The following is a 23,256-nucleotide window of genomic DNA, read 5'->3' as shown; positions in this document are numbered from 1 at the left end:
CTAAATATATTCATATCCATTATTTTAATCTAAAATACAAAATAATTATCAATTATGAGTGTTTACGGACAATCAAAAAAATGTTATATGAAAAAGACATTCACAACGCTGATGTTGGCTTTATGCATACTATATGCTAATGCGCAAAACCCAATTAACCACACCTATCCAAAAAATGACGGTCCAGATCAAAATCCTTTAAAAGGATGGAATTCTGGTTGGTGGGATAATTTTGATGTTGCCACTGTAGGCTTTCAATACATAAAATGGAATGAATTTGAACCTACAGATGGGAATTTTAATTTCGATTATGTAGAAGATGTTATTAATAGGGATGGGTCATCCGGGAAGCATCTTATTTTGAGACTCTACGCAGATTGGTTTGGACAAAACCCAGTATCTGATGCTGGTCCAGATTGGCTATATTTAGATTACGGTGTAGAACGACTTCAAGACCCTAATAGTGGTAAATACATTACCAATTACAACCATCCAAATTACATCGCTCAAGCTACAGAAGCTTTAACAGCTTTAGCCAGTAAATATAATATTGATGCTAGGGTGTATACAATACAAATAGGCCTTTTGGGGTACTGGGGTGAATGGCACACCTTTAGTTATGACGATCCAACTTTTGATATTGAGTTTGCATCAAAAGAACAGATACTAAACACCTGCAAAACCTTATTTTCAAATAAAAAAGTAATGGGACGTCAGCCTTGGGATGAGCCGCTAACCTCGGCAGGCGCTATTGGCTTCCACAATGATTTTTTTATACCAAATAACGGACACAGCAATGAGTTTGATGATTCTGTTTCTTTAAACTCACAATGGCTCCAGGGGCCAATCGGAGGCGAAGCTCCACCAATAGATGATACTGAGGAATATATGACTGCTTTATATGAGACACCTGTTGGGATGAACATGATTACTACGGGCCATTATTCTACCATGAAACTGGGTAGCGATATTAGACCTTGCGAAAATGATCCAAGTGGCACCAGATGTGAGTCTTTCATGGCCATGCACCGTAAAATGGGATATAATTACCAAATAGAAACAGCAGTATTTCCCGAAATTATTTCACAAACAGATGATTTAGAAATTGAGGTATCAATTAAGAATATTGGTGTCGCACCCATGTATTATGATTGGAATGTTCAATTTGCCCTCCTTGATGAAAACAACGAAGCTGTCGAAATTTTTAATGCAGCATACGATCTAAGAACAATCCTAGCAAATGAGACCCTGCATACACTATCACTTACTTCATCCTTAGAGGGTATCTCGGCTAATGATTATTCAATAGGATTACGATTAATTCAGCCTGATGCAGATATAGTAAAAGAGAATTCATGGAATCTTGATGCCAGAAATGCATACATTCTTTTTTCTAATGACCTCCCTACTATTGATGGCGAATGGGTTGCAGGCAATGTTTTAGAAGGAGGTTGGTCCATTTTAGGGACAATTACTATAGAATCATCTAATGCAGCAATACCAAATGTTCTTGTTTACCATGAAACCAATCAAAGTGCAAATGGTTTTAGACATAGTTCTATAGACGATGGTATTAATCTTATTACAAGCTTAGGAAATACAAATGGATTCTGGAATACCACAGAAACACAAGATTCTTCAGACTTTAACGAAACAAACTTGGCAAATTACGACTTGGTTATCTGGTGTAACACTTCAGGAAATGACTTGCTAACTTCTGGAGAGCAAGAGGCTTTTGAAAATTGGATTTCTGACGGTGGTGCTTTTATGGGAATCCATGCCGCCACAGATACTTATAGAGATGGTAGTTGGCCTTTCTATAATGAATTGGTAGGTGGTATTGTACAAAATGGTCCAAACCATACTCCTTCAAATCATAACGATACCATGGATATCCTTGAAAAACATCCTTCGGCAGATCATTTAGGAGGTGCCTGGAATAAAACCGAAGAATACTACTATTGGGAACAAAATGGAGGACAGTTAAGCACAGACAATAACAATGTTCTTTTTGTAGAAGCTACTGGAAATAGTAGTTATGATGCCCCTAGACCTATGGCTTGGTACAAAACATCAATTACGGTAGGAAATGAAACAATTCCTGTACGTTCATTTTATACAGCACTCGGACATAATGATGGTGATTATAACAGCGACACTAATTTCCAACAACATATTGAGGGTGCCATTATATGGGCTTTACCCGCTAGAAAAACAACATTCACACTGGATGGTTGGGATAATGATGCACCTACTTCAGATATGTTAGCTGTTATAGAAGCCCCATACAGTACTGAAACAGATGGGAACATTACTGCCAGAGATTTAGAAATAAAAATGAATGCTACAGTAACCGTTAATCCAGATAGTTATATTGAAGTTAGAGAAAATATTATTGTGAACGGTTCTTTATTTGTAGAACATCAAGGTAGTGTTGTGCAAACCTCAAAAGGTGGTAGCGTAATTAACAATGGAACCATCCATGTAAACGTAACAACACCAACATTAAAACCTAGAGATTTTATGATCTTAGGGAACCCCATGACCAGTGCAATTCCTGAGGGGCAAGACAATCCAATTTTTAGAAAATTAAAACTTAATACTACAGATTTTAGACCACACCCAGATGTTCAAGCTGCATTTCCAGGTGGAACAAACTTTGTAGACGAAGACAATAATGATTGGTCAAATCACTCAGGAAATTTCAACCCAGGAGAAGGATATTATGTGTGGCCTCAACCTTCTATTGATGAAGGAAATGAGCAGTACAATTTGCAATATAATGAAGGAACATTAAACAATGGTGATATTACCTACGCACTCGATTATAATACTACAGGTACTGGAACTGGAACACCTGAAATGAATAAAAACGCAAGTCCAAGTATTATTGCTAACCCTTATGCCTCTGCCATTTCTGCTGAAGCTTTTATTGAAAAAAATGATGCTGTAGACGAAGTATACTTCTGGGAACATAACTCGAGCCCAAACAATACATTCCCTGGAGCAAACTCTGCCAATTTTAACATGGCAGATATCTCTACCTTTAATGCAACCGGTTTCAATCCAGCATCAACAGGTAGTCCTACACCGGCGGGCACAGATGATATATCCATCGCTACAGGACAAGGATTTGCTATTAAAAATAATGGGGCTACTACTGGAACTGGTCAAAATATTTTGTTCTCCAACACCATGCGTTTGCTAGATGGAAACAATACCCTTCGAACCCCAGAAAGCAAAAACAATATTTGGCTCAACATACAAAGTGAAGTGTTTAACATTGGGAGTTCTGCTTTAATTGGATTCACAGAAGAAGCAACACCTCTATTCGATTCGAGATTTGACACAGAACGTATTGGCGTGCCCGTTTCATTGTATTCTCATGTAATAGATGGTTCAGAAGCTTTGGGGATACAAGGACGTGAAGCATTTAACACAAACATCAAAATTGAATTAGGATTCTCCTCACAGATAAAAAAAGAGGATGCCGTTTATACTATTTCAATAAAAGATCGAATAGGAGCAGCCATAGAAGCAGCGACTGTCTATTTAAAAGATAGCCAAACGGGAATTGCAACTAATATTTCAGAAACACCTTATAGCTTTACTAGTGCTTCAGGAACGTTTAATAATAGATTTACATTGCAATTTTCGGAAGAGGAAACATTAAATACTTCGGAAATTTTCGCAGCCAATATCTTGCTTTTTCCAAATCCAGCTACAGATGTTTTCACTCTTGTTTCACCAAATTCTGAAATCACTTCAATAACGATTATGGATACCTTAGGCAGAGTGATTAGAACCGTTCCATTTACTGAAACAAACTACAAAATAGACATTAGCTCTCTAGAAAGGGCTTTGTACTTTGTACAGATAAATACCCTAAATGGTTCGATAACAAAACAATTAATAAAAAAGTAACAGCGCAACTATAACAATCTCCTCAATAGTGCAGCTGATTACTCAAAGCGCAAGTTTTTAACTTGCGCTTTTTTATGGTATCACCTTACCATTGGATTTATATTCCTGTTATTAGGCATCAGTAAGGTTTTTCTGTATTTTTATAATTATATATAGATCCCTAAAATTTCAGCATTGAATCTAAGACACATACTCTTATTAGCCATAGTACTCTTTTGTAATTTCATTGTTTCTGCACAAAACAAAGGAGATTCACTTCAACAAAAATGGCAAAATGTAAACGAACCTGATTCTATTCGATTTAAATCATTAAATGAATATTACACTACTTTTAAATACTCAAAAACAGATAGCGCACTGCTGGCAACAGACTATCATTACCATTTAGCAAAAGAAAAAAATGCCGATAAAGAAATTATTTGGGCATTAAGTAATAAGGCTACTATACTTCGTATTCAGGGAGAGTTGAATACTTCTAAAGCGCTCTACAATGATGCATTAAAACTTGCTTCAGAACTAGAACACCCTATATTGAAAGCTACCGTCCAGGGTAATATTGGCATTGTGTTAAGTCATCAACAAAACTATCAAGAAGCTACACAATATTATGCTACAGCATTAAAAACCTTTCAAGAAGAAAAGGATCAGATAGGAGAGGTACGCATGCTTAATAATTTAGGAGGCATCTATCAGGTAATTGGTGATACCGAATTGGCTTTAGACTACTATGGCAAATCACTCAATATTGTTCAAGACACTGAAAACAAACAAGAGGCAGTTCTTTTAATGAACATTGGCACTATACAGTATAAAAACGATATGAACCAAGAGGCAATTGCAAATTTTGAAAAGGCGCTTCAAATTTCTAAACAAAATAAAAATCAATTTTATATTTCTGAATGTAACAGATTCCTAGCCAAAATAAACCTTGCTCAAGGAAACTTAGAGATCGCAAAAGCATACGCCGAAAAAAGTTTAGAAATTAATACCGCTATGAACCAAAAACCAGGAATCATAGTTTCAGAACTTGTTTTAGCTCAAATCGCCTTTGAAACAGATATCAATACAGCTACTCAAAAAGCCGAATCTATCTTGACTCTATTAACAGACAAGACAAACAAAAGCAACAAAAAAGAACTTTATAAACTATTATATAAATGTTACAAAGCTCAAAATAAATCGGAGTTATCCTTAAAAATGTTTGAATTACATACATTGTATAATGACAGTATTCAAGTAGAAAACAACAAATTCACCATCATACGTGAAGCTGTAAAAAAGGATTTTGAAGTGAAACTATACCAAGCCGAACTCGAAAACGAAAAAGTCCAAACAGCCCTTAAACTCAAACAACTAAAAACAAATTTTGCCATCATTACAGGAGCTGTTGCACTTATAGCATGCATTCTTTTATACTTTAGATCTAATACTCAAAAAAACAAGAAGAAAAGAGATGCATTACTAGAAGAAATTAAAGTCCTCAAAAACAAAGGCGCTTCTAAACTCATTGTAGATTCAAATACATTTGAGCTTGACAGAAATAGCATCGAGGCCTCTATTGACAGAAAACTCAACGATACCGATTGGAACGTGCTAAAAATTTTATTAGAAAATCCAGAAATAACAAATAAAGATATTGCAAAAAAAGCATTTTTGAGTGTAGATGGCATTGGATCTTCCCTCAGAAGAATGTACGAGTACTTCGACATCAAAGAAACCAAATACAAAAAAATATCATTGCTTACAAACGCCTTAAAACGCTCGACTAAAAGCTAAGTTTTTTTCATAGTTTTCTCACACTAAATAATTTCACCCATACACGTGAGACCATTTTTTCTATGGTTGTTGAAATTTGATAAAAAACAATATCTATGAAAAAATATCTTGTTATCCTCACAGTCCTATTTGGACTTTCAATGTATGCACAATCATGGACACCATTAAATCCTAATGAAGATGTACCAGGTTTAGAACTTAACCCACTAAAAGGTATTGCAGCCAATTTTGGGTCAGACAATCAATTTCCTCACAGTATTTCTAGCAAAAACTTTAGTATTGGAGAACTACTAAATGACACCGGTGGTTTCGAATTTGGAGAAATAGACACCTTTATCGAAGCACAGGCGCAAGCGGGCCGTTTTGCAATGATTCAAATAAACGTAGACGATGCCAATCGTATAAATCCCCTTGATATTATTGTAGAAGATGGGGTCACCACCTATGTAGGTGCTAAACACGATCTTCCACCAACATTAGACGGTGTGAGAAGGTTGTATTACCAAGGAAGACCCGATGAGGGCCAAACACAAAACACAGACGTAAATGCCAATGTATTTCCTTATGATCCAAACGATGGTGGAGGAAACCCTTCCATGGTAGTAGATTATAACAATACCACATTAGTAGATACCATAGTGGCGCTCATCACAGCCTTAGGAAATAAATACGATCAAGATGAACGTGTGTTTATTTTCCATTATGGTATGTACGGAATCTTTGGTGAATGGGGCTTAGGCTTTGGAGAAAACTATATAGATGATTTAGTAGATGAGAATGGAGTAAATCTCGGACTTGTTAAAGAAGACTGGCAAATGAGTGCTTTCAATCAAGGAAGAATGATTGATGCTTATCAAGCTGCTTTCCCTAACACAAATTTAGTTGCCAGAGTTCCTGAGCTTCCAAGACCTCAAGAAGTTGGGTACAGCGATGGAGTTTATTTTGGAGCTTCTATCACAGACGATCCAAATCTAGATTACTTTTTCTTACCAACTTTAGAACGTTTTAATGTAGATGAAAATTGGAAAAACCAAATGATTGGCGGTGAAATGGATCCAGAACTTCAATCAAAAATTTGGGGCGAACTTAGCGCCAATGGAGATTTTGATTATGAAGTAATTGGTGATGCTCGACTTACGGGTGGACAAGATGTACCACAAAATGTAGAAGATGTTTTTCAGTTAACACATCCTACATTTGTATTCCAAAACTATGTAATGCAACAGCAGTTTATTGGATTAGAAGGTGCAAATCATTTTACGCCAGATATGCCAGATCCAGAAAACTTCCCGTATGCAGGGCAATCCAACCAATCCTTTTGGGACAATACCATAAAAGCCTCAAAAAAAATGGGCTATACATTTTATGTCAATGAATTTAATGTCTCTGCCCAAAATGGAAACCCTGCAGTTGAAGTAAATATTCAGAATACTGGAATTGCTCCCATGTATGCCGAATGGGATATTGAATTTGGATACTTAAATGCAGCAGGGGACGATTTTGTAACCCTTGGAACCTCTAGCAACTGGAACCTCAACAAAATTTATCCAGATAATGATAATAATAAACGTACCTTTATCTCCACTGAAGCTCTGGATGATGGTACTTACACATTTATGATTCGTATTCTAAACCCCTTAAAAGAAGGAATTACGCTGCCAGATGGCACACCAAAAACATATCCTAATGCAGCTCCAGTAAGATTTGCAAATGAAACACAAGATGCAGACCTAGAAGGTTGGCTTACATTAGGAACAGCAATGATTGTTGATGGTTCACTAGGAGATTTTCCTGAAGTAGCAACAAGTCTCCAGCGTGATGAAAATTTTGAAGAAACCATGTTTTTAGATTCGCAACAAGACCTAAACATATTAATTGCACCTACAACAACTTCAGTTACCTGGGTATCGAATGCCACACAAATAGCATCAGTAGATCAAAATGGTATTGTTACCACTTTTAATGAACCTGGCGTTGCTGAAATAAAAGCATTTACAGCAGATGGTCAAGAAGTAACCTTTGATATCACTGTGTTAGCTTATTGGGAAATTCCAAGATTAATAGAAGCAGAAGACTTTTTTGCTTATACAAAAGGCGCTCCTTCAAATCCAGGAGCTAGAGAAGTTACTATTAACTCTGGAGAAGATGCTGGAGATATTGCCATAGGTTTTATTGGAGATCTCGATGTGTTCGAATATGCAGTAAATGTTAAAGAAGAAACCGATTTTATCATAGATTTTAGAGCGGCAAGTTTTTCTGGACCTGGTGATTCTAAAATGGAAATCCTGCGTGAAAACAATGAGGTAGTTGAAGAAGTTACCTTTGGAGGTCAAGGAGTCCCTAACGGAACGTATGGAACATTCTCATCGAGTGTATTTACAATCCCTGCGGGAAACCATATTATCAAACTAAATACCACAAGAAGTAATCTAGATTTAAATTGGATACGCTTTAAAACCTGTTTTACTTCAACTACATTTACAGCAGCTGGAACATGGGACAATGGATTACCTGACGCATCTACGGAGGCAATAATTGAAGGTGACTATGATACCGCAACCCCAGGCTTAGGAAATATAACTGCTTGTTCGCTAACAGTGGCAGAAAATGCTACACTAACAATTAGTCCTGAAAATTTCGTGCAAGTAGAAAGTACAGTAACTGTAGCAGAAAATGCAACCTTAGTAATTGCACATCAAGGTAGCTTGGTACAAATAAATGATAATGCAAAAGCGATCAATAACGGAACTATCAAGGTTAACTTAACAACTCCTACCCTAAAGCCAAGAGATTTTATGGTCTTAGGAAGCCCAATGACAGTAGACACTCCAGAAGGTCTTGACAACCCTATCTTTAGAACCTTAGCACATACCACGGCAAATTTTAGTCCGCATCCTGATGTTCAAACCGCGTTCCCCGGCGGTACGAATTTCGTGGATGTGGATACTAATGACTGGACCCAGCACACAAGTATTTTTAATCCTGCAGAGGGTTATTTAGTTTGGCCACAGGCATCCATTCAAGATGGTAATCGACAATACGACTTACAGTATTCTAAAGGAACTTTAAATAATGGGATCCTCACCTACTCATTAGGATTTAATGGTACAAAAAATGCAAGTCCGAATACGCTTTCAAACCCATATGCCTCTGCAATTTCAGCATTAGATTTTATAAACACAAACGATGCTGTAGATGAGCTTTATTTATGGGAGCATAATTCTACACCAGACAATACATTCCCTGGTGCAAACTCTGCTAATTTTAATATGGCAGACATATCAACGTTTAATGCTACAGGCTTTAACCCAGCTTCTACAGGAAGTCCAACAATGCCAGGAACAGGAGATTTCTTCATCGCTACAGGACAAGGATTTGCTATCAAAAACAATGGAGCAACAACTGGAACTGGACAAACGGCTACTTTTTCAAATGCTATGCGTAGAACAACCGGAAATACAACCCTGCGTTCTCCAGAAAATCACGATAACATTTGGTTAGCCATAGAAAACAGTACCTATGGATTAGGTAGTTCTGCGTTAATTGGGTTTACCAATGGAGCAACTCCAAACTTCGATCTAGGATATGATAGCGAGCGAGTAGGTGTACCCGTATCGCTTTATTCTCATCTTGAAGACGGCAGCATGGCATTAGGTATTCAAGGGCGAGAAGCTTTTGAAAATGAGCTGCAAATTGAACTTGGATTTTCTACACAAATAGCAAGTGACACAGAAAACTATACCATTTCTATTATGAATCTTGCGGGCGCAAACATTTCTGAAGCTACCGTATACTTGAGAGATAATAAAACAGGTGTGGTGACTAATATTTCCGAAGAAAAATATAGTTTCACCAGTGCAGAAGGAACTTTCAATAATAGATTCACACTTCTTTTTATGGAGGATGCTATTTTAAATACCTCGGAAATTTTAGAAAACAGTATTTCTTTATTTCCAAACCCTACTAGTGACGTAGTAACTATTGTAACACCAACTACCGAAGCAACAGCTGCAACGCTTACAGATCTTCAAGGAAGGATTATTAAAACAATACCACTTTCTGGAACGACACATCAAATAGACATGAGTGCCTTAGAAAGCGCTTTGTATTTTGTAACGATTAACACAAAAGATGGCGCTGTAACGAAGCGAGTTATCAAGAAATAAAAAAACAAAATTGTAATAAAAAAATCACTCCTGGGGGCAACTTCTGGAGTGATTTTAAATACCCCACAACAACAAATGTTGGGGGTTGAAGAAAAGATAGTAGGTCATGTTCAAAAGGGAAAATGTTTCTTTTTAGGGACATCAAGATATGCAGATGTTTACTTTATGTTTCATTTTAGCATTTGTTTACTTGAATTTGTTTTTCAATAAAACAAATGACCTCACTTCAATACAGTTTAAAAAATTCATTAAAAGTGAGGCCAATCATTCATCAACTAACCAACCAAATTCATTTTAATTTTTCTGAAATTCTAAGATATCTGTTCCTCCATTACCGCCACTAACATCAATGAGTTCAATTTTTGTAGCTGTTGTAGAAACGATATCCCAATCGTCATTTAAATCTTCAAAATCATTGCTTTCTGGAACTGGGAAAAATATATTAAAATCAATATCATTGTCGCTGCTGCTGCTGCTACTATTACTATCATTTGTAATTGACCAAGTACCCGTTATGGTGTTAGACCCATTAGAAGCGACAAGTGAACCGTCTGCATTGAATGTAAAGTTATAGCTTGCAAAATCTGAAGTTTCATCTTGACCCGAATCATTAAAATTTGTGATGCGCCAGGTTCCAGAAGCAGCTGTATTTTCAATCTGACTAATTTGCTGTGCGTTGTCTACAACAGTACTAGTATCATCATCGTTTGAACATGAAGCCAATACTATTGTGAAGGTTATGGCTACAAGAATCTGATTATAAAATTTGATTTTCATGAGTATTAGGTTTAAATGGTTTTTACAATTTTTGAAGTGTTAGCGTATCTGTTCCTCCACCGCCGCCACTAATGTCTTGGAGAACAACCTGAGTTTCTGTGGCCGACAGTACATCCCAATCATCATTAAATTCTTCAAAAGGGAAATCGTTTCCAAAATCAAGCAAGAGTTTGTTTCCGGCGTTGAGAACTTGCCATGTACCATTATTTGTATTTCCTCCATTGGTAGCAATTACGGTACCATTAACCTCATTAAAGTCCATGGTATATCCAGCATAATCTGCTGTCTCATTGTCACCACTATCTATATATGAAGCAACAAACCAGTTGCCGTCATCTAAGAATGCTCCTATTCCATCACCAGTGCCTCCGCCTCCACCAGAAAATGGATCGCGGCCAAAAGTTAAGAAATCAATAGAGCCATCTCCACCACTTACATCTTTTAATCGAATAATATCATTGGTCACTTCAAGTACATCCCAATCTTCGGCAAGCTCATCAAGCGGAAAATTTGCGCCAAAATTTAGATTCAGCTCTAGCTCTGTTTCATCTCCAGCAGAAGTTGTCCAAGTACCATTAGTAGTTCCATTGGTATCTGTTGCGGTTGCTGTGTTATTGACTGCAAAATTGAAAACAAAATCGGCAAAGTCGGCAGTTTCATCTATATCATCAAAAAAGTAGTTTACATACCAATCACCTACAGTAAGGGCATCTACTAGAGAGGCATCATTTACTCCACCACCTCCAGAGTTGCAATCTGATTCAAAACGAAGTCTATCATCTCCGAGTCTAAGGTCTACTTTTGTTTCATCATCGACTTCAATTTCATGTAAATTCCAACTATCATTAAAGTCTGGTAAGTCAGTTACATTAATATTGACCGTGATATTATTTCCTTCACCAGTTGCAGACCATGTTCCATTATAAGACATCCCATTATAAGCTACAGTAATTTGCCCAGTAGTATCAAAATTGAAAATATATCCTACATAGGTGTCTTCTAAATCATTATCATTTCGTTCTAATTTGTCTACCATCCAATCCTCACAGCCTGTAAGCACATCTGTTAGTTGCTGTGTAGTACACTCATCACAATCGTCATCATTGATATCATTATCATCATCTTCATCGCAAGAGTCTATAGCACTTGTAATCACGCTCTCTAGCTCTGTGAAGTTCTCAACTTGAATGATTGTGCCATCAGCCAAAATTACTGATATCGGAAAGTCAAATGAAATAATAATATCCTCATCAATATCATCTAAAAGGTCAAATAATTCTTCATCATTAGTAACAATAATAGTTTCAATAAGTTCATTATTTTGATTGAATATAGAGGCCGTAATAGGATATTGGATATCGATACATTCTATATCATCATCGCTATCTGAAGGACAATTAAACGCCGCTGCATTTAATTCTGCCTGACTATTTATGACTACTTCTGTATAATCATCTAAGACAATAGTAACCGGAAAAATAATCTCGAGGGTATCAACATCATCGGTAAATTTATCAAAAATATCCTCGACGATATCAATATCGCTTTCATTTTCAATGGTGACTTCAATACCATTCGCAATAACTGTTACTGGTAGTTTGATATTAAAACAACTAGCGCCATCTAAAATATTGTCGTAAGAACCATCATTGGTTGCTGTTCGCAATAATAGATTTGCTACGTTAGAGTTAATTCCAGTTGTTTCTTCTGGAGCTTCAATAATTTCCATATCTTCTGTTCTACAAGAAAATATAGTCATTGAAAGTAGTAGTATAATTCCAAAATTTTTAATAAGTGATTTCATAATAGTTCAATTTAATTAATGCTATACTACTAAAACAACTCTAACATAGAATATCCTGAAAATTTCCTATAAAAAATTAAAATAGCTAGCATACGACTCCATTTTATTTGTACATTTATTTCAATTTCAAAGAGATACACATTTGAAAACAAACCTCCATTCAGATATTTGCAACAAGACTATCTTCTCTAGATTGTACGAGAAGTACGCCAAAGATGTGCACGATTTTCTCTATTACAAATATGGTAGCAGCTACAATCCTGGCGACAAAATGCAAGATGCATTTATAAAGCTTTGGGAAAACTGCAAAAAAGTAACACCAGATACAGCACGCTCGTTTTTATTTACAGTTGCCAATAATTTAACCTTGAACGAGATTAAACATCAAAAAGTAGTGCTAAAACATCAACAGACAAAACCTAAAGATTACACAAATGAAAATCCTGAGTTTCTTTTTGAACAAGAACAATTTCTAAAAAAGTATCAAAAGGCTCTAAGCAAACTCACCGAAGAACAACGTGTTGCTTTTACCTTATGTAAAATAGAAGGAAAGAAGCATGCTGATATTGCTGAAATGTTAGGGGTCACAAAAAAAGTTGTTGAATACCGTATTTACAGCGCTTTTGATTCCTTAAAAAAAGAAATAAAAGAACTTAACAAAAAATAGTCAGGATTTTTACAGACTTAGTTGTTATGTAATTAAGAAGAAACAAATGGAACAAGAATACCTTTTAAAAAAATGGCTGAACAATGAGGAGCTTAGCGCTGAAGAGCGTCAAGCTTTTGAGGCCTTAGAAGATTTTGAGTTACACCAAGCTATTTTAGACAATTCAAAATACTTTAAAGCCGAACATTTTTCTGAAATCCCTAGTTTTAAATCCATGGAAGATCGTCTTCCTAGTACCACCAAAGTGAAGAAACTTGATTGGATACGTCCCCTTATGCGTATTGCTAGTATTGCCGTGATAGCTTTTGGCATCTATTTCTTCTTTTTTTCAACTAATATTTCAGAAATACAAACACTCGCAGGAGAAAAGAAAATCATTGACCTCCCAGATACTTCTCAAGTAGTTTTAAATGCTATGTCTGAAATATCCTTTAATGAATTAAATTGGGATACTAAAAGACAACTTGAGCTAAAAGGAGAAGCGTTTTTTAAAGTAGCCAAAGGAAAACAATTTGATGTTATTACAAATCAAGGGACCATCTCTGTGCTAGGAACCCAATTTAATGTAAAAGAAAGAGCACATTATTTTGAAGTAATTTGTTACGAAGGGTTGGTACAAGTAAAGACTGAAGATACCATCAAAAACCTATCAGTTGGTGAAACCTTAAGATTGTATGATGGTCTGTTATCATTTAGCAAAACCACCAACCAAGCCCCTCAGTGGACTCATAATAGAAGTACTTTTAAATCGGTTCCATTTTATCAAGTCATAAAAGAATTAGAACGACAGTATAAGGTTATTGTCGAATACACTGGTGAAAAGAAGTCTCAGCTCTTTACAGGTGGCTTTGTTCATGATAGTCTTGAAAACGCCCTACATTCGATATCTGAACCCTTAGAATTAACCTACAACATAGTGTCGCCTCATCAAGTAATACTATCAAAGGGTGAAAAAGACTAATAACGTCATACTATACTTCTTTTTGCTACTTTGTGGCACCATGACCTATAGTCAAGATACACAAGATTTGATATCTCTCGAAGAAGCATTAACTGCTCTTGAACTAAAATTTAGCTATACTTTTAATTACCTAGAAGACACTATTGAGAATATAAAAGTACCACAACCAGATGCAGCCATAAACCTAGAAGAAGCATTATACAGACTCACCGAAGAAACGGGACTTCTATTTCAATTTTTAGAAAACAACTTCATTTCAGTTCGAGAATCTACAAACACATTCGTGCTCTGCGGCTATTTGAAAGATATAGAAACACAAGAGGCCCTTCCCTATGCTACCATTCAAGCGGATAAAAATGCTGTCACTACAAATAACGAAGGCTACTTTATATTGGAGCTATCTTCTGTAGAAGAATCTATTACCATACGGTATCTTGGTTACAAGACGGTTGTACGTCAATTAAAATATTTTGACACAAGTACTTGTGCACCCATCTATCTTATACAACAACAAGAAGCCTTACAAGAAATTATTATTTCAAACTATCTTGTAGAGGGTATTGATAAACTAAGCACAGGTGCTTTTGAGATGAATTTTTCAAAATTTAATATTCTTCCTGGACTCATTGAAGCAGATGTCTTGCAAGCGGTACAAGCTTTCCCGGGTATTCAAAGCATTAATGAGACGGTTTCTAACATCAATATTCGTGGCGGAACACACGACCAAAACCTACTTCTTTGGGATGATATTAAGATGTACCAATCGGGTCATTTTTTTGGTCTTATTTCTGTTTTCAATCCGCAAATAACAAGTAAGGTTTCTTTACTAAAAAATGGAACCCATGCTTCATATTCAGATGGTGTTTCAGGAAGCATTTCTATGCAAACCGAAGAAGAAGTCAATTCCAGTTTTAAAGCAAATTTAGGTATCAACCTCATCGATGCCAATGGCTTTGCAGACATTCCTATAGGAAAAAAATCGTCATTACAGGTGGCTGCAAGGAAATCAATTAGTGATTTTGCAGTCACACCTACCTATGATATTTATTTTGATAGAATTGCACAAGATACCGAAGTGGCAAACAATGAAGCTTCTATATTAAATACTGACCAACAATTTGACTTCTATGACATCTCACTACGATGGCTATATGAGGTAAGCGACAAAGATCTTATTAGAGCGAACTTTATCAATATTGACAATGCATTAGTATTTACCGAAAATGCTACGATTGATGGAAATAGCACTTCTCGTGAGAGCACTATAAGTCAAAACAGTATTGGTGGTGGTCTATTTTATTCAAGAACATGGAATGACCATTTTAAAACATCATTACACATTTATGAAACAGATTATAAACTAAGAGCCGTAAATGCGAATTTATTTGAATCGCAACGGTTTTTACAAGAAAACAAAGTCTCTGAAACAGGAGTTAAAGTAACATCTAACTATACATTGAGTGAGACCATGGGGCTGGATTTTGGGTACCAATTTATAGAATCGGAGGTTACCAACTTAGATGATGTAGACAACCCGCTCATTCGAACATTAATCTCAGAAGTTGTAAGAACCCATAGTGGTTTTTCACAATTCAATTTTCAATCTAAAAACAAGCAAACACAGCTCCATCTTGGCTTTCGTTATAATTATTTGGACAAGTTTAAAAAACACTTGTATGAACCCAGAATTAGTTTTAATCAAAACTTTCTAGACTATTATGGAATTGAATTTTCAGGAGAAATAAAACATCAAACGATTTCGCAAACCATCAACTTCCAAAATGATTTCTTAGGGGTAGAAAAAAGACGATGGCAGTTAGCTAATGATGACAACATCCCAGTTATAATAAGTAAGCAGCTAGGAACTGCACTAAATTTCAATAAAAAAGGCTGGTTATTTAGTGTAGAGGCATATTATAAAAATGTGGATGGTATTACCACACAAAGTCAAGGGTTTCAAAACCAATATGAGTTTGAAAAAACCAATGGGAGTTATGATGTAATTGGGATTGATTTTTTAGCTAAAAAACATTATCAAAATATAAATACTTGGTTGAGTTATTCTTACATGGACAATCAGTATACTTTTGCAGCTCTCCCAGAAAGAAGATTCCCTAGCAATCTAGATATTACACATTCAGCAACACTAGGTTTTACCTATCGCTATCAAGGATTTAAATTTTCTACGGGGCTCAATTGGCATACTGGGAAGCCAACAACCAGACCTGTAACTGGTCAAGAAATTGTTAATGGAGAACTTAATTACAATCCGTCAAATTCAGACCAATTGGCAGCATATCTTCGTTTGGATGCTTCGGCGCTTTATGAATTTCAAATAGGAAACACTTCCCTTCAAGCAGGTATTTCTGTATGGAACATATTAGATAAAGAAAACCAAATAAACAATTACTATCGCATTAATGATAACGGCGAAGTTGAACAATTTGTTCAAAAAGCACTTGGTTTAACACCAAATGCAAGTTTGAGGGTTTTATTTTAAAAAAGGTCCTATTCAAAGAGTTAAACCTTTTACTTAGTAGCGCGAACTGGACTTACCCTTATTCCACTATGCTTCAAACATAAACTTCTCCTCCAATAACACTTTATTTTACAAAACAAAAAAAGCCCAACTCAAAGAATTGGACTTTTCAATCTAGTAGCGGGAACTGGTTCCGATAGCTATCGGAACGAACCTATGACTAAATAAAATAAAAAAGCCTTCACATTTCTGTGAAGGCTTAATTTTCCTAGTAGCGGGAACTGGACTCGAACCAGTGACCTTCGGGTTATGAGCCTTAGATTAATACTATTTGTATATTATTAAATACACTTATTTTCAATAAGTTATGATATTTTAGTTTTAAATGAAATCAAATAATATCATTAAAAAACACTTCATTCTGTACCTATTCTGTACCCCTTTTTGAATCACTATTCGTACCTTTGTATAATTATATTACGAATTATGGCAGCAATAAAAATTATACGAAGAAAAAATAAGCAGCGAAAAGATGGTACTGCTCCACTCGCTTTAAGAATAAGCAAAGATTACAAGACTAATTATACCTTTTTAGGTCAGTATATCTTAGAAAAAGACTGGAACGCTGATAGTGGACAAGTAAAAACATCACACCCAAATTCTAAACGCATCAATAATTTTTTATTAAAAAAACTATTAGAAGCTAATAATGTAGTCTTTGCTACTAACGACTCCATTACGAGTAAGGAAGTTAAAAATAAAGTAAAACGCCAAACACGTAAACTTTCTTTTTTTCAAATAGCCTCTGAACGTGTTAAATCAAAATATGATAACGGTACACTTTCGGTTGCTAAAGCAGAACTTTCCATACTATATAATATTGAAGAATTTCTAAATCTAAAATCAACTCGCAATAAAGAAACGGCTATTAAAGAAATCAAACAACGAAGAAAAGACCGTATTAGCAAAGCTCGAAAAGGCGAGTATACTATGCTTGATGCTTTAGAAGATTTCAATAAAAGCAACGCATTATATTTTGAGGATATTGACATAGCGTTTATAAAGAAATACAAAGTATTTTGCACTGCTTATCTAGGACAGAAAACACGCACTATTACCAATCAACTAATTTTTATTCGCACGCTATTTAATATTGCCATTAAAGACGATTTAGTTGACAGCAAATATTACCCGTTCGCTGGAGAAAAAGAAAAAATTCGTATTGGTTCTGGATTAAAAATAGGATTAACCAAAGAAGAAGTTGAAAAAATAGAAACTCTAGAACTAGAGCCTGAAAGTTCTATTTGGCATACACATAATGTTTGGCTTATCGCTTTTTATTTTGCGGGTATTCGTATTTCAGATGTTGTACAGCTCAAATGGTCAGATATTAAAGATGGTAGGCTAATGTACATAATGAATAAAAATGAAAAGCCTTTAAGCTTAAAAGTTCCAGAAAAAGCGGAAAGAATCTTAAAAGAATACAATAAAAATAAGAAGAAAAACAATGGTTATATTTTTCCCTTTTTAGCTAACGTAAACCCTAAAGACCCAAAAGATGTTTTTACGAAATCACGTAACGCTTCAAGTTTGTTCAACAAATATTTAAAGCGAATTGCTGTAATGTGCGAAATTGACAAAAATATTTCTAATCATATTGCTCGTCATTCATTTGGTAATATTGCGGGAGATGCAATACACCCTTTAATGCTACAAAAACTATATCGTCATAGTGACTTAAAAACAACTATAAATTATCAGGCTAATTTTATCCATAAAGAGGCTGATGATGCTTTGGATGCTGTTATTAATTTCTAACGTGGCATTGTTGAAATAGAATAACTCTTAACGAGTTATTTCCAGTTCAACAAGCGTTACATCATCATTATTTCTTCAAATGAGCCGATTAAATTTGCTTTATCGCTCAAAATATGATTAAATTTGAGCGATAAATAATAAGAATATAGCTCAAATGACACACATTCTCTGGAATTGGTTACTAAAAAATTGGCCTCAATTCACATATAACAAAGAAAGTCTTACAGAATTAGAGCAAACTTTTATTCAAAATAGCGGAACTGTGGTTGGTGCATTAAAGCACGTTTCTAATGATTCTAAAGATGATTTACTTGTAGAGATATTGAGTAATGAAGCAATGAAGACTTCTGAAATTGAGGGCGAGTATTTAAACAGAGATAGTGTTCAATCTTCCATCAAAAGAAATTTAGGGTTAACGGTTGAAAAACGAAAAGTACCACCTGCCGAATTCGGTATTGCCGAAATGATGGTGGATTTGTATTTAAACTACAACAAACCTTTATCTCACGACCAACTCTTTGAATGGCATAAAATGATTACCAACGGTAGACGTGATTTAACAAATATCGGCTCGTATAGAACACATACAGAACCAATGCAAGTTGTTTCAGGCAGATTAGATAGACCAAACGTACATTTTGAAGCTCCGCCATCAAAAGAAATTCCACGAGAAATGGAGCAATTTATTACGTGGTTTAATGACGCACATACTAAGAAGAATGAGTTGGATATGTTTCCGTTAATCAAATCGGGAATTGCTCATTTATATTTTGTATGTATACATCCTTTTGAAGATGGAAATGGACGAATTGGACGTGCTATTGCAGAAAAATCTATTGCTATGAGTACAAAAAAGCCAACACTGATTTCTCTTTCTCATACCATAGAAGCTAATAAAAAAGACTATTATACTTTTTTAGAAAACAACAACAAAACGTTAGAAATCACAGAGTGGCTCTCATACTTTGGTAAAACTATACTTGATGCTCAAAATAATACTTTGAAACATATTGATTTTCTTATAGAAAAAACAAAGTTTTTTGACCGTTATAAAACACAGCTAAATGACCGACAATTAAAAGTAGTTAAACGAATTTTTGAAGAAGGCTACACTGGTTTTAAAGGTGGATTAAGTGCAAAAAACTATGTGAAAATTGCTAAAACATCTGAATCTACTGCAACCAGAGATTTGGCAGATTTAGTCGAAAAAGAAATTTTGACCAAAACAGGAACATTTAAAAGCACTCGTTATTCGTTAAATATTAGGTAACTTAATTATTTACAAAAAACTTTCTGCTAAAGATTGATAATAATAACATTTACGGAAATCCTCATCTAAAAAAACTCATAAATTATTATCTTTAAGTCGATTAAGCCAAATATAGATTTTATAAAAGCTAATGGATATTCATTGGCTTTTTTGTTGCTTAGAATATAGTATAAATAAAACTTAAAGATGTACGTATCAAAATTAGAGATTGAGAACTATCGAAATTTCACGGAATTCTCTATCGACTTAAAACCGCTCACGCAGATTATAGGAGAAAATAACATTGGAAAATCTAATCTACTAGATTCCCTTGGCTTAATTTTTAGCCAAGAAGTATCCTTCTTTAAAAGGCGTACTTTAGAAATTTCAGACTTTAATTATAACGCTATTTCAGCACTTAAAAAAGCTATCATTGACTTTACTATACCACCAGACAAAATTATTTACCCTGTAATTAAGATTAAGGCTACTCTCACTGATTTTGATGAAAAACAAGAAGCAGTAATTACAGAATGGACAAGTAATGATGAATTTACAGAAGCGACCTTAACCTATTCTTTTGCTCCAGTATCTTCCTTTAATGCTGTTGAAGAGATAGAACGACAAAGAAAATTTTTAAAGGATTATGAAAAGGAAATTGGTACTGAAGCTTATGCAGAAATTCCTGAAAAGGAAATTTTAAATCTTTTGAATTTTCCAATATCAAAATACCATTATCGCATTTATGGGGGTAATCAAAATGAAACTTTAGCAAACACTTATCATCTTAATCAATTAAAATTTGAACTTTTAGACGCACTAAGAGATGCAAAAACGGAACTATCCGCTAGCAGGAATAGTAGTTTACTTTTTAGGGTATTGAATGCTAATGAGGAAACGGAATATCAAGATTTAAAAAAGCAACTTATTGGCTTACAGAAAGCAATTGAAGATAATGACGCAATTTCTGGAATTAAAACTCGTATCTCAGAACAGCTTGATAAAATCTCATTGAGCACAGAAAACTCAAACAATATAGTAGACCTAATTTTCTCACTACCTAACGTGGATGATTTACTACGTAAATTGAGCTTGATTTATAACGACAATCCTATCAAAATTGAAAGAAATGGTACTGGAAGAAACAACCTGCTATTTATATCATTAATGCTTTCTTTTATCGAAGACCCTAAACGGATAAAGACTACTTATTTTAGAATTGTTGGCATTGAAGAACCAGAAGCACATTTGCACGCAAATCTTCAAAATCATCTTGCTCAAAATTTAGACACCTTGATTAAAGATGACACAGGAAAGTATAGAAAGGATATCCAACTGATACTAACCTCCCATTCCAATCACATTACTACTAAAATAGATTTTGAAAATACTGTTGTCCTTCATTACAAAAAAGACAAATTAGAACCTCATTACGTGCTAGAAGGATTTGGTGAAACTGCTGAAGAAAAGAGACAAATTAGTTATCTGAAAAAGTACTTGGACTCTGAAAATGTCAACTTATTCTATTCTAGAAAACTAACTTTAGTAGAAGGCATTTCAGAAAAATTATTATTCCCTATATTCTATAAAATTCACACCAAAGAAACTATTGAGAAATCGTCTTGCGCAGTAATAAATGTTAATGGACTAGCATTCAAAAATTTCCTTAGTATTATTAAAAATGGATTCCATACTAAATGCTTGGTATTAACTGACAGAGACACTGGAACAGCTAGTGAACATCGAGGAGAGGCTTTAAAAGAGGCCTATAAAGGAATCCCTGAGATAGAAGTCAAAATTACAACTCTATCAACCTTTGAAAAAGACTTGATAGCCGCAAATAACACAGGTGATGGTAAAAGCATTTTGTGTTCGGTCATTAAAATAGTAAGGCCCATTGCCGGAAAAGCGCTAGTTGATGGAATAGGTGAAAACCCTATAAACATTGAAACGTTTTTTACCTTGATAGAAGGATATAAAAGTGAATTTGCACTACAACTTGCAATACATCTTAATAATGACAGTAAAGGTTTCAAAATACCTGAATACATAACAAAAGGTATAGATGTTATTCACCCACCAAAATCAGAAACAGATGCCAGCAATTAAACCTACATTAGTCATTGCAGGACCTGGTGCGGGAAAAACTCACGGAATGGTAGATGAAATAATAAAGGCTCTTCCTAATCTTGAGAACCATAGGTATATGATAGTTATTACTTATACAAATTCTGCCACTCAGAATATAAAAAAGAGACTCTCTAAAAAGATATCAATTCCTCCAAACCTTTTTATTGGAACAACTCATTCATTTTTAAACAAGTTTATAGTAATACCTTACTCTAGCATTAATAACCAAGACGTTAAAGGAGAAAAATTATTTATTCAATGTGGCATAGATAATGTTTTAGAAAAACTATTCAAAAATCAAAATAGACCTGATGATATTAAAGCAGTTAGTGCAATTAGAGGCAAGATAAAACGTGCATTACTTAAAGATGGTTACATAACATATGACCAAACTCTTGCACTAGCAGAAGAATGTTTTAAAAACAAACGAATAAAAGAAATTACAGCTAATCGTATTCAATATCTTTTCGTAGATGAATTTCAAGACACCAACAATAAAATTTTTGGAGTTATTGAAGATTTAAGAAAACAAAAAAAAACAATTATATATTGTGTAGGAGACCCTGAACAATATATTCAGAGCTTTGATTCTTCAATAAGAAATTTCAATAACCTTCCCATCTTAAAAGCTTCACGAAGCTCTCAGTACCTAACCATCCTTAACAAATCGAATAGAAGGTCAGCAGAACCTATTGTGAACTTTCTAAACCATTTTAGTCAAAGGCAATATGGTTCTGAAACATTTGAACAAACAAAAATAAATTCTATGATTGGTGAAAATGTAAAATTCATTAATAAGCCCTCGGATATAACATCAATGCTACCTTCATTTTTTGACATCTGTGAAGCACATAGCATTCCTCATATTGAAAGAGGAATAATTGCAAAAAAAAATGATGTAGTAAAAAAAGCTGTTGCTGCCTTAAAAGGGAACGTGTTATCTCCTGACAAATCCATAAATATTTCACCTATTAATGAAATTCGAGATACTTTACTATCTGTATTAGATACAAACCAGTCGCAATATTGTGAAACCTATAATGAAACTTCTTTTGACTTACGAGTTAAATGCGTCCAAATCATCCGAGCAATAAGAAATGGTAAAATTGATAACGAAAATACTTTTGTAAAGTTTGTAACGGAAGCTTTAAGTCTAGAGGTTAAGAACCGTATTCCCTTCAAAATAGATAATTTAAGAATTAGTATTGAAGCTCAAAGAAGCACTAATGCAATAATGGTATCTAACATCCATAGATTTAAAGGATTAGAAGTTGATGCGGTTTTAGCCGTAGCAAAAACAGAAAAAGAACTCAACCTATGGTTAGAAACAGATACCGCAATACGTGATGCCCATAATGAAAAAGCAACAAGTGATTATCCTAGACTAGGCTACGTTGCATTTAGTCGAGCTAGAAAAATACTTTGTATTGCTTGTCTTGAATCAACTACCAAGGTTACAAAAGAAAAATTAATAAAATTAGGAGTGGATATAATTTAGAATTACA

At 34.7% G+C, this 23,256-nt stretch carries 12 protein-coding genes; 10 read left to right on the top strand and 2 right to left on the bottom strand.

What is annotated here, in order from left to right; translation table 11 throughout:
* Positions 1-87 precede the first annotated feature (87 nt).
* From ACY2RS_RS13125 to ACY2RS_RS13115, 3 genes are all read left to right on the top strand, one after another.
* Positions 88-3,924, top strand: coding sequence for a DUF8693 domain-containing protein (locus ACY2RS_RS13125; RefSeq protein ID WP_490099122.1), 3,837 nt, complete (start codon positions 88-90; stop codon positions 3,922-3,924).
* Between the two features lie 174 nt (positions 3,925-4,098).
* On the top strand, positions 4,099-5,700 hold the full coding sequence (locus ACY2RS_RS13120) for a tetratricopeptide repeat protein (protein WP_490099121.1): 1,602 nt from the start codon (positions 4,099-4,101) through the stop codon (positions 5,698-5,700).
* Between the two features lie 95 nt (positions 5,701-5,795).
* Entirely contained in the window at positions 5,796-9,866 is a 4,071-nt protein-coding gene (locus tag ACY2RS_RS13115) for a DUF8693 domain-containing protein (RefSeq protein ID WP_490099120.1), read from the top strand.
* Positions 9,867-10,160: 294 nt separating this feature from the next.
* Here ACY2RS_RS13115 and ACY2RS_RS13110 read toward each other — a convergent pair whose 3' ends face one another.
* Positions 10,161-10,643, bottom strand: a complete 483-nt coding sequence (locus tag ACY2RS_RS13110; protein ID WP_490099119.1) for a hypothetical protein — start codon at positions 10,641-10,643, stop codon at positions 10,161-10,163.
* A gap of 22 nt (positions 10,644-10,665) precedes the next feature.
* A complete protein-coding gene (locus ACY2RS_RS13105; RefSeq protein WP_490099118.1) occupies positions 10,666-12,447 on the bottom strand; it encodes a hypothetical protein in 1,782 nt (593 codons plus the stop codon).
* A 142-nt stretch (positions 12,448-12,589) separates the two neighbouring features.
* Here ACY2RS_RS13105 and ACY2RS_RS13100 point away from each other — a divergent pair, with 142 nt between their 5' ends.
* From ACY2RS_RS13100 to ACY2RS_RS13070, 7 genes are all read left to right on the top strand, one after another.
* Entirely contained in the window at positions 12,590-13,114 is a 525-nt protein-coding gene (locus ACY2RS_RS13100; protein ID WP_490099117.1) for an RNA polymerase sigma factor, read from the top strand.
* 46 nt (positions 13,115-13,160) lie between these two features.
* Entirely contained in the window at positions 13,161-14,075 is a 915-nt protein-coding gene (locus ACY2RS_RS13095; RefSeq protein WP_490099116.1) for a FecR family protein, read from the top strand.
* A complete protein-coding gene (locus tag ACY2RS_RS13090) occupies positions 14,062-16,575 on the top strand; it encodes a TonB-dependent receptor (RefSeq protein WP_490099115.1) in 2,514 nt (837 codons plus the stop codon). The genes ACY2RS_RS13095 and ACY2RS_RS13090 overlap by 14 nt, the downstream gene beginning before the upstream one ends.
* Before the next feature lie 465 nt (positions 16,576-17,040).
* Entirely contained in the window at positions 17,041-18,372 is a 1,332-nt protein-coding gene (locus ACY2RS_RS13085; protein WP_490099114.1) for a tyrosine-type recombinase/integrase, read from the top strand.
* Positions 18,373-18,526: 154 nt separating this feature from the next.
* Complete coding sequence (locus ACY2RS_RS13080) at positions 18,527-19,642, top strand: Fic family protein (RefSeq protein ID WP_490099113.1); 1,116 nt, start codon at positions 18,527-18,529, stop codon at positions 19,640-19,642.
* A gap of 186 nt (positions 19,643-19,828) precedes the next feature.
* Positions 19,829-21,730 (top strand): AAA family ATPase, encoded by a 1,902-nt coding sequence (locus ACY2RS_RS13075; RefSeq protein WP_490099112.1) that lies wholly within the window; start codon positions 19,829-19,831, stop codon positions 21,728-21,730.
* Positions 21,717-23,249, top strand: a complete 1,533-nt coding sequence (locus ACY2RS_RS13070; protein ID WP_490099111.1) for a UvrD-helicase domain-containing protein — start codon at positions 21,717-21,719, stop codon at positions 23,247-23,249. The genes ACY2RS_RS13075 and ACY2RS_RS13070 overlap by 14 nt, the downstream gene beginning before the upstream one ends.
* The last annotated feature ends 7 nt before the right edge of the window (positions 23,250-23,256 follow it).

The organism is Patiriisocius sp. 208BN25-11 (assembly GCF_058147145.1).
The sequence above is the reverse complement of the archived record's forward strand: the minus strand, read 5'-3'. Positions and strand labels throughout refer to the sequence as shown.

Coding starts and splice junctions, on each gene's coding strand:
- ACY2RS_RS13095 (WP_490099116.1), top strand. CDS start 13,161: ATGGAACAAGAATACCTTTTAAAAAAATGGCTGAACAATGAGGAGCTT.
- ACY2RS_RS13080 (WP_490099113.1), top strand. CDS start 18,527: ATGACACACATTCTCTGGAATTGGTTACTAAAAAATTGGCCTCAATTC.
- ACY2RS_RS13110 (WP_490099119.1), bottom strand. CDS start 10,643: ATGAAAATCAAATTTTATAATCAGATTCTTGTAGCCATAACCTTCACA.
- ACY2RS_RS13115 (WP_490099120.1), top strand. CDS start 5,796: ATGAAAAAATATCTTGTTATCCTCACAGTCCTATTTGGACTTTCAATG.
- ACY2RS_RS13105 (WP_490099118.1), bottom strand. CDS start 12,447: ATGAAATCACTTATTAAAAATTTTGGAATTATACTACTACTTTCAATG.
- ACY2RS_RS13075 (WP_490099112.1), top strand. CDS start 19,829: ATGTACGTATCAAAATTAGAGATTGAGAACTATCGAAATTTCACGGAA.
- ACY2RS_RS13085 (WP_490099114.1), top strand. CDS start 17,041: ATGGCAGCAATAAAAATTATACGAAGAAAAAATAAGCAGCGAAAAGAT.
- ACY2RS_RS13125 (WP_490099122.1), top strand. CDS start 88: ATGAAAAAGACATTCACAACGCTGATGTTGGCTTTATGCATACTATAT.
- ACY2RS_RS13070 (WP_490099111.1), top strand. CDS start 21,717: ATGCCAGCAATTAAACCTACATTAGTCATTGCAGGACCTGGTGCGGGA.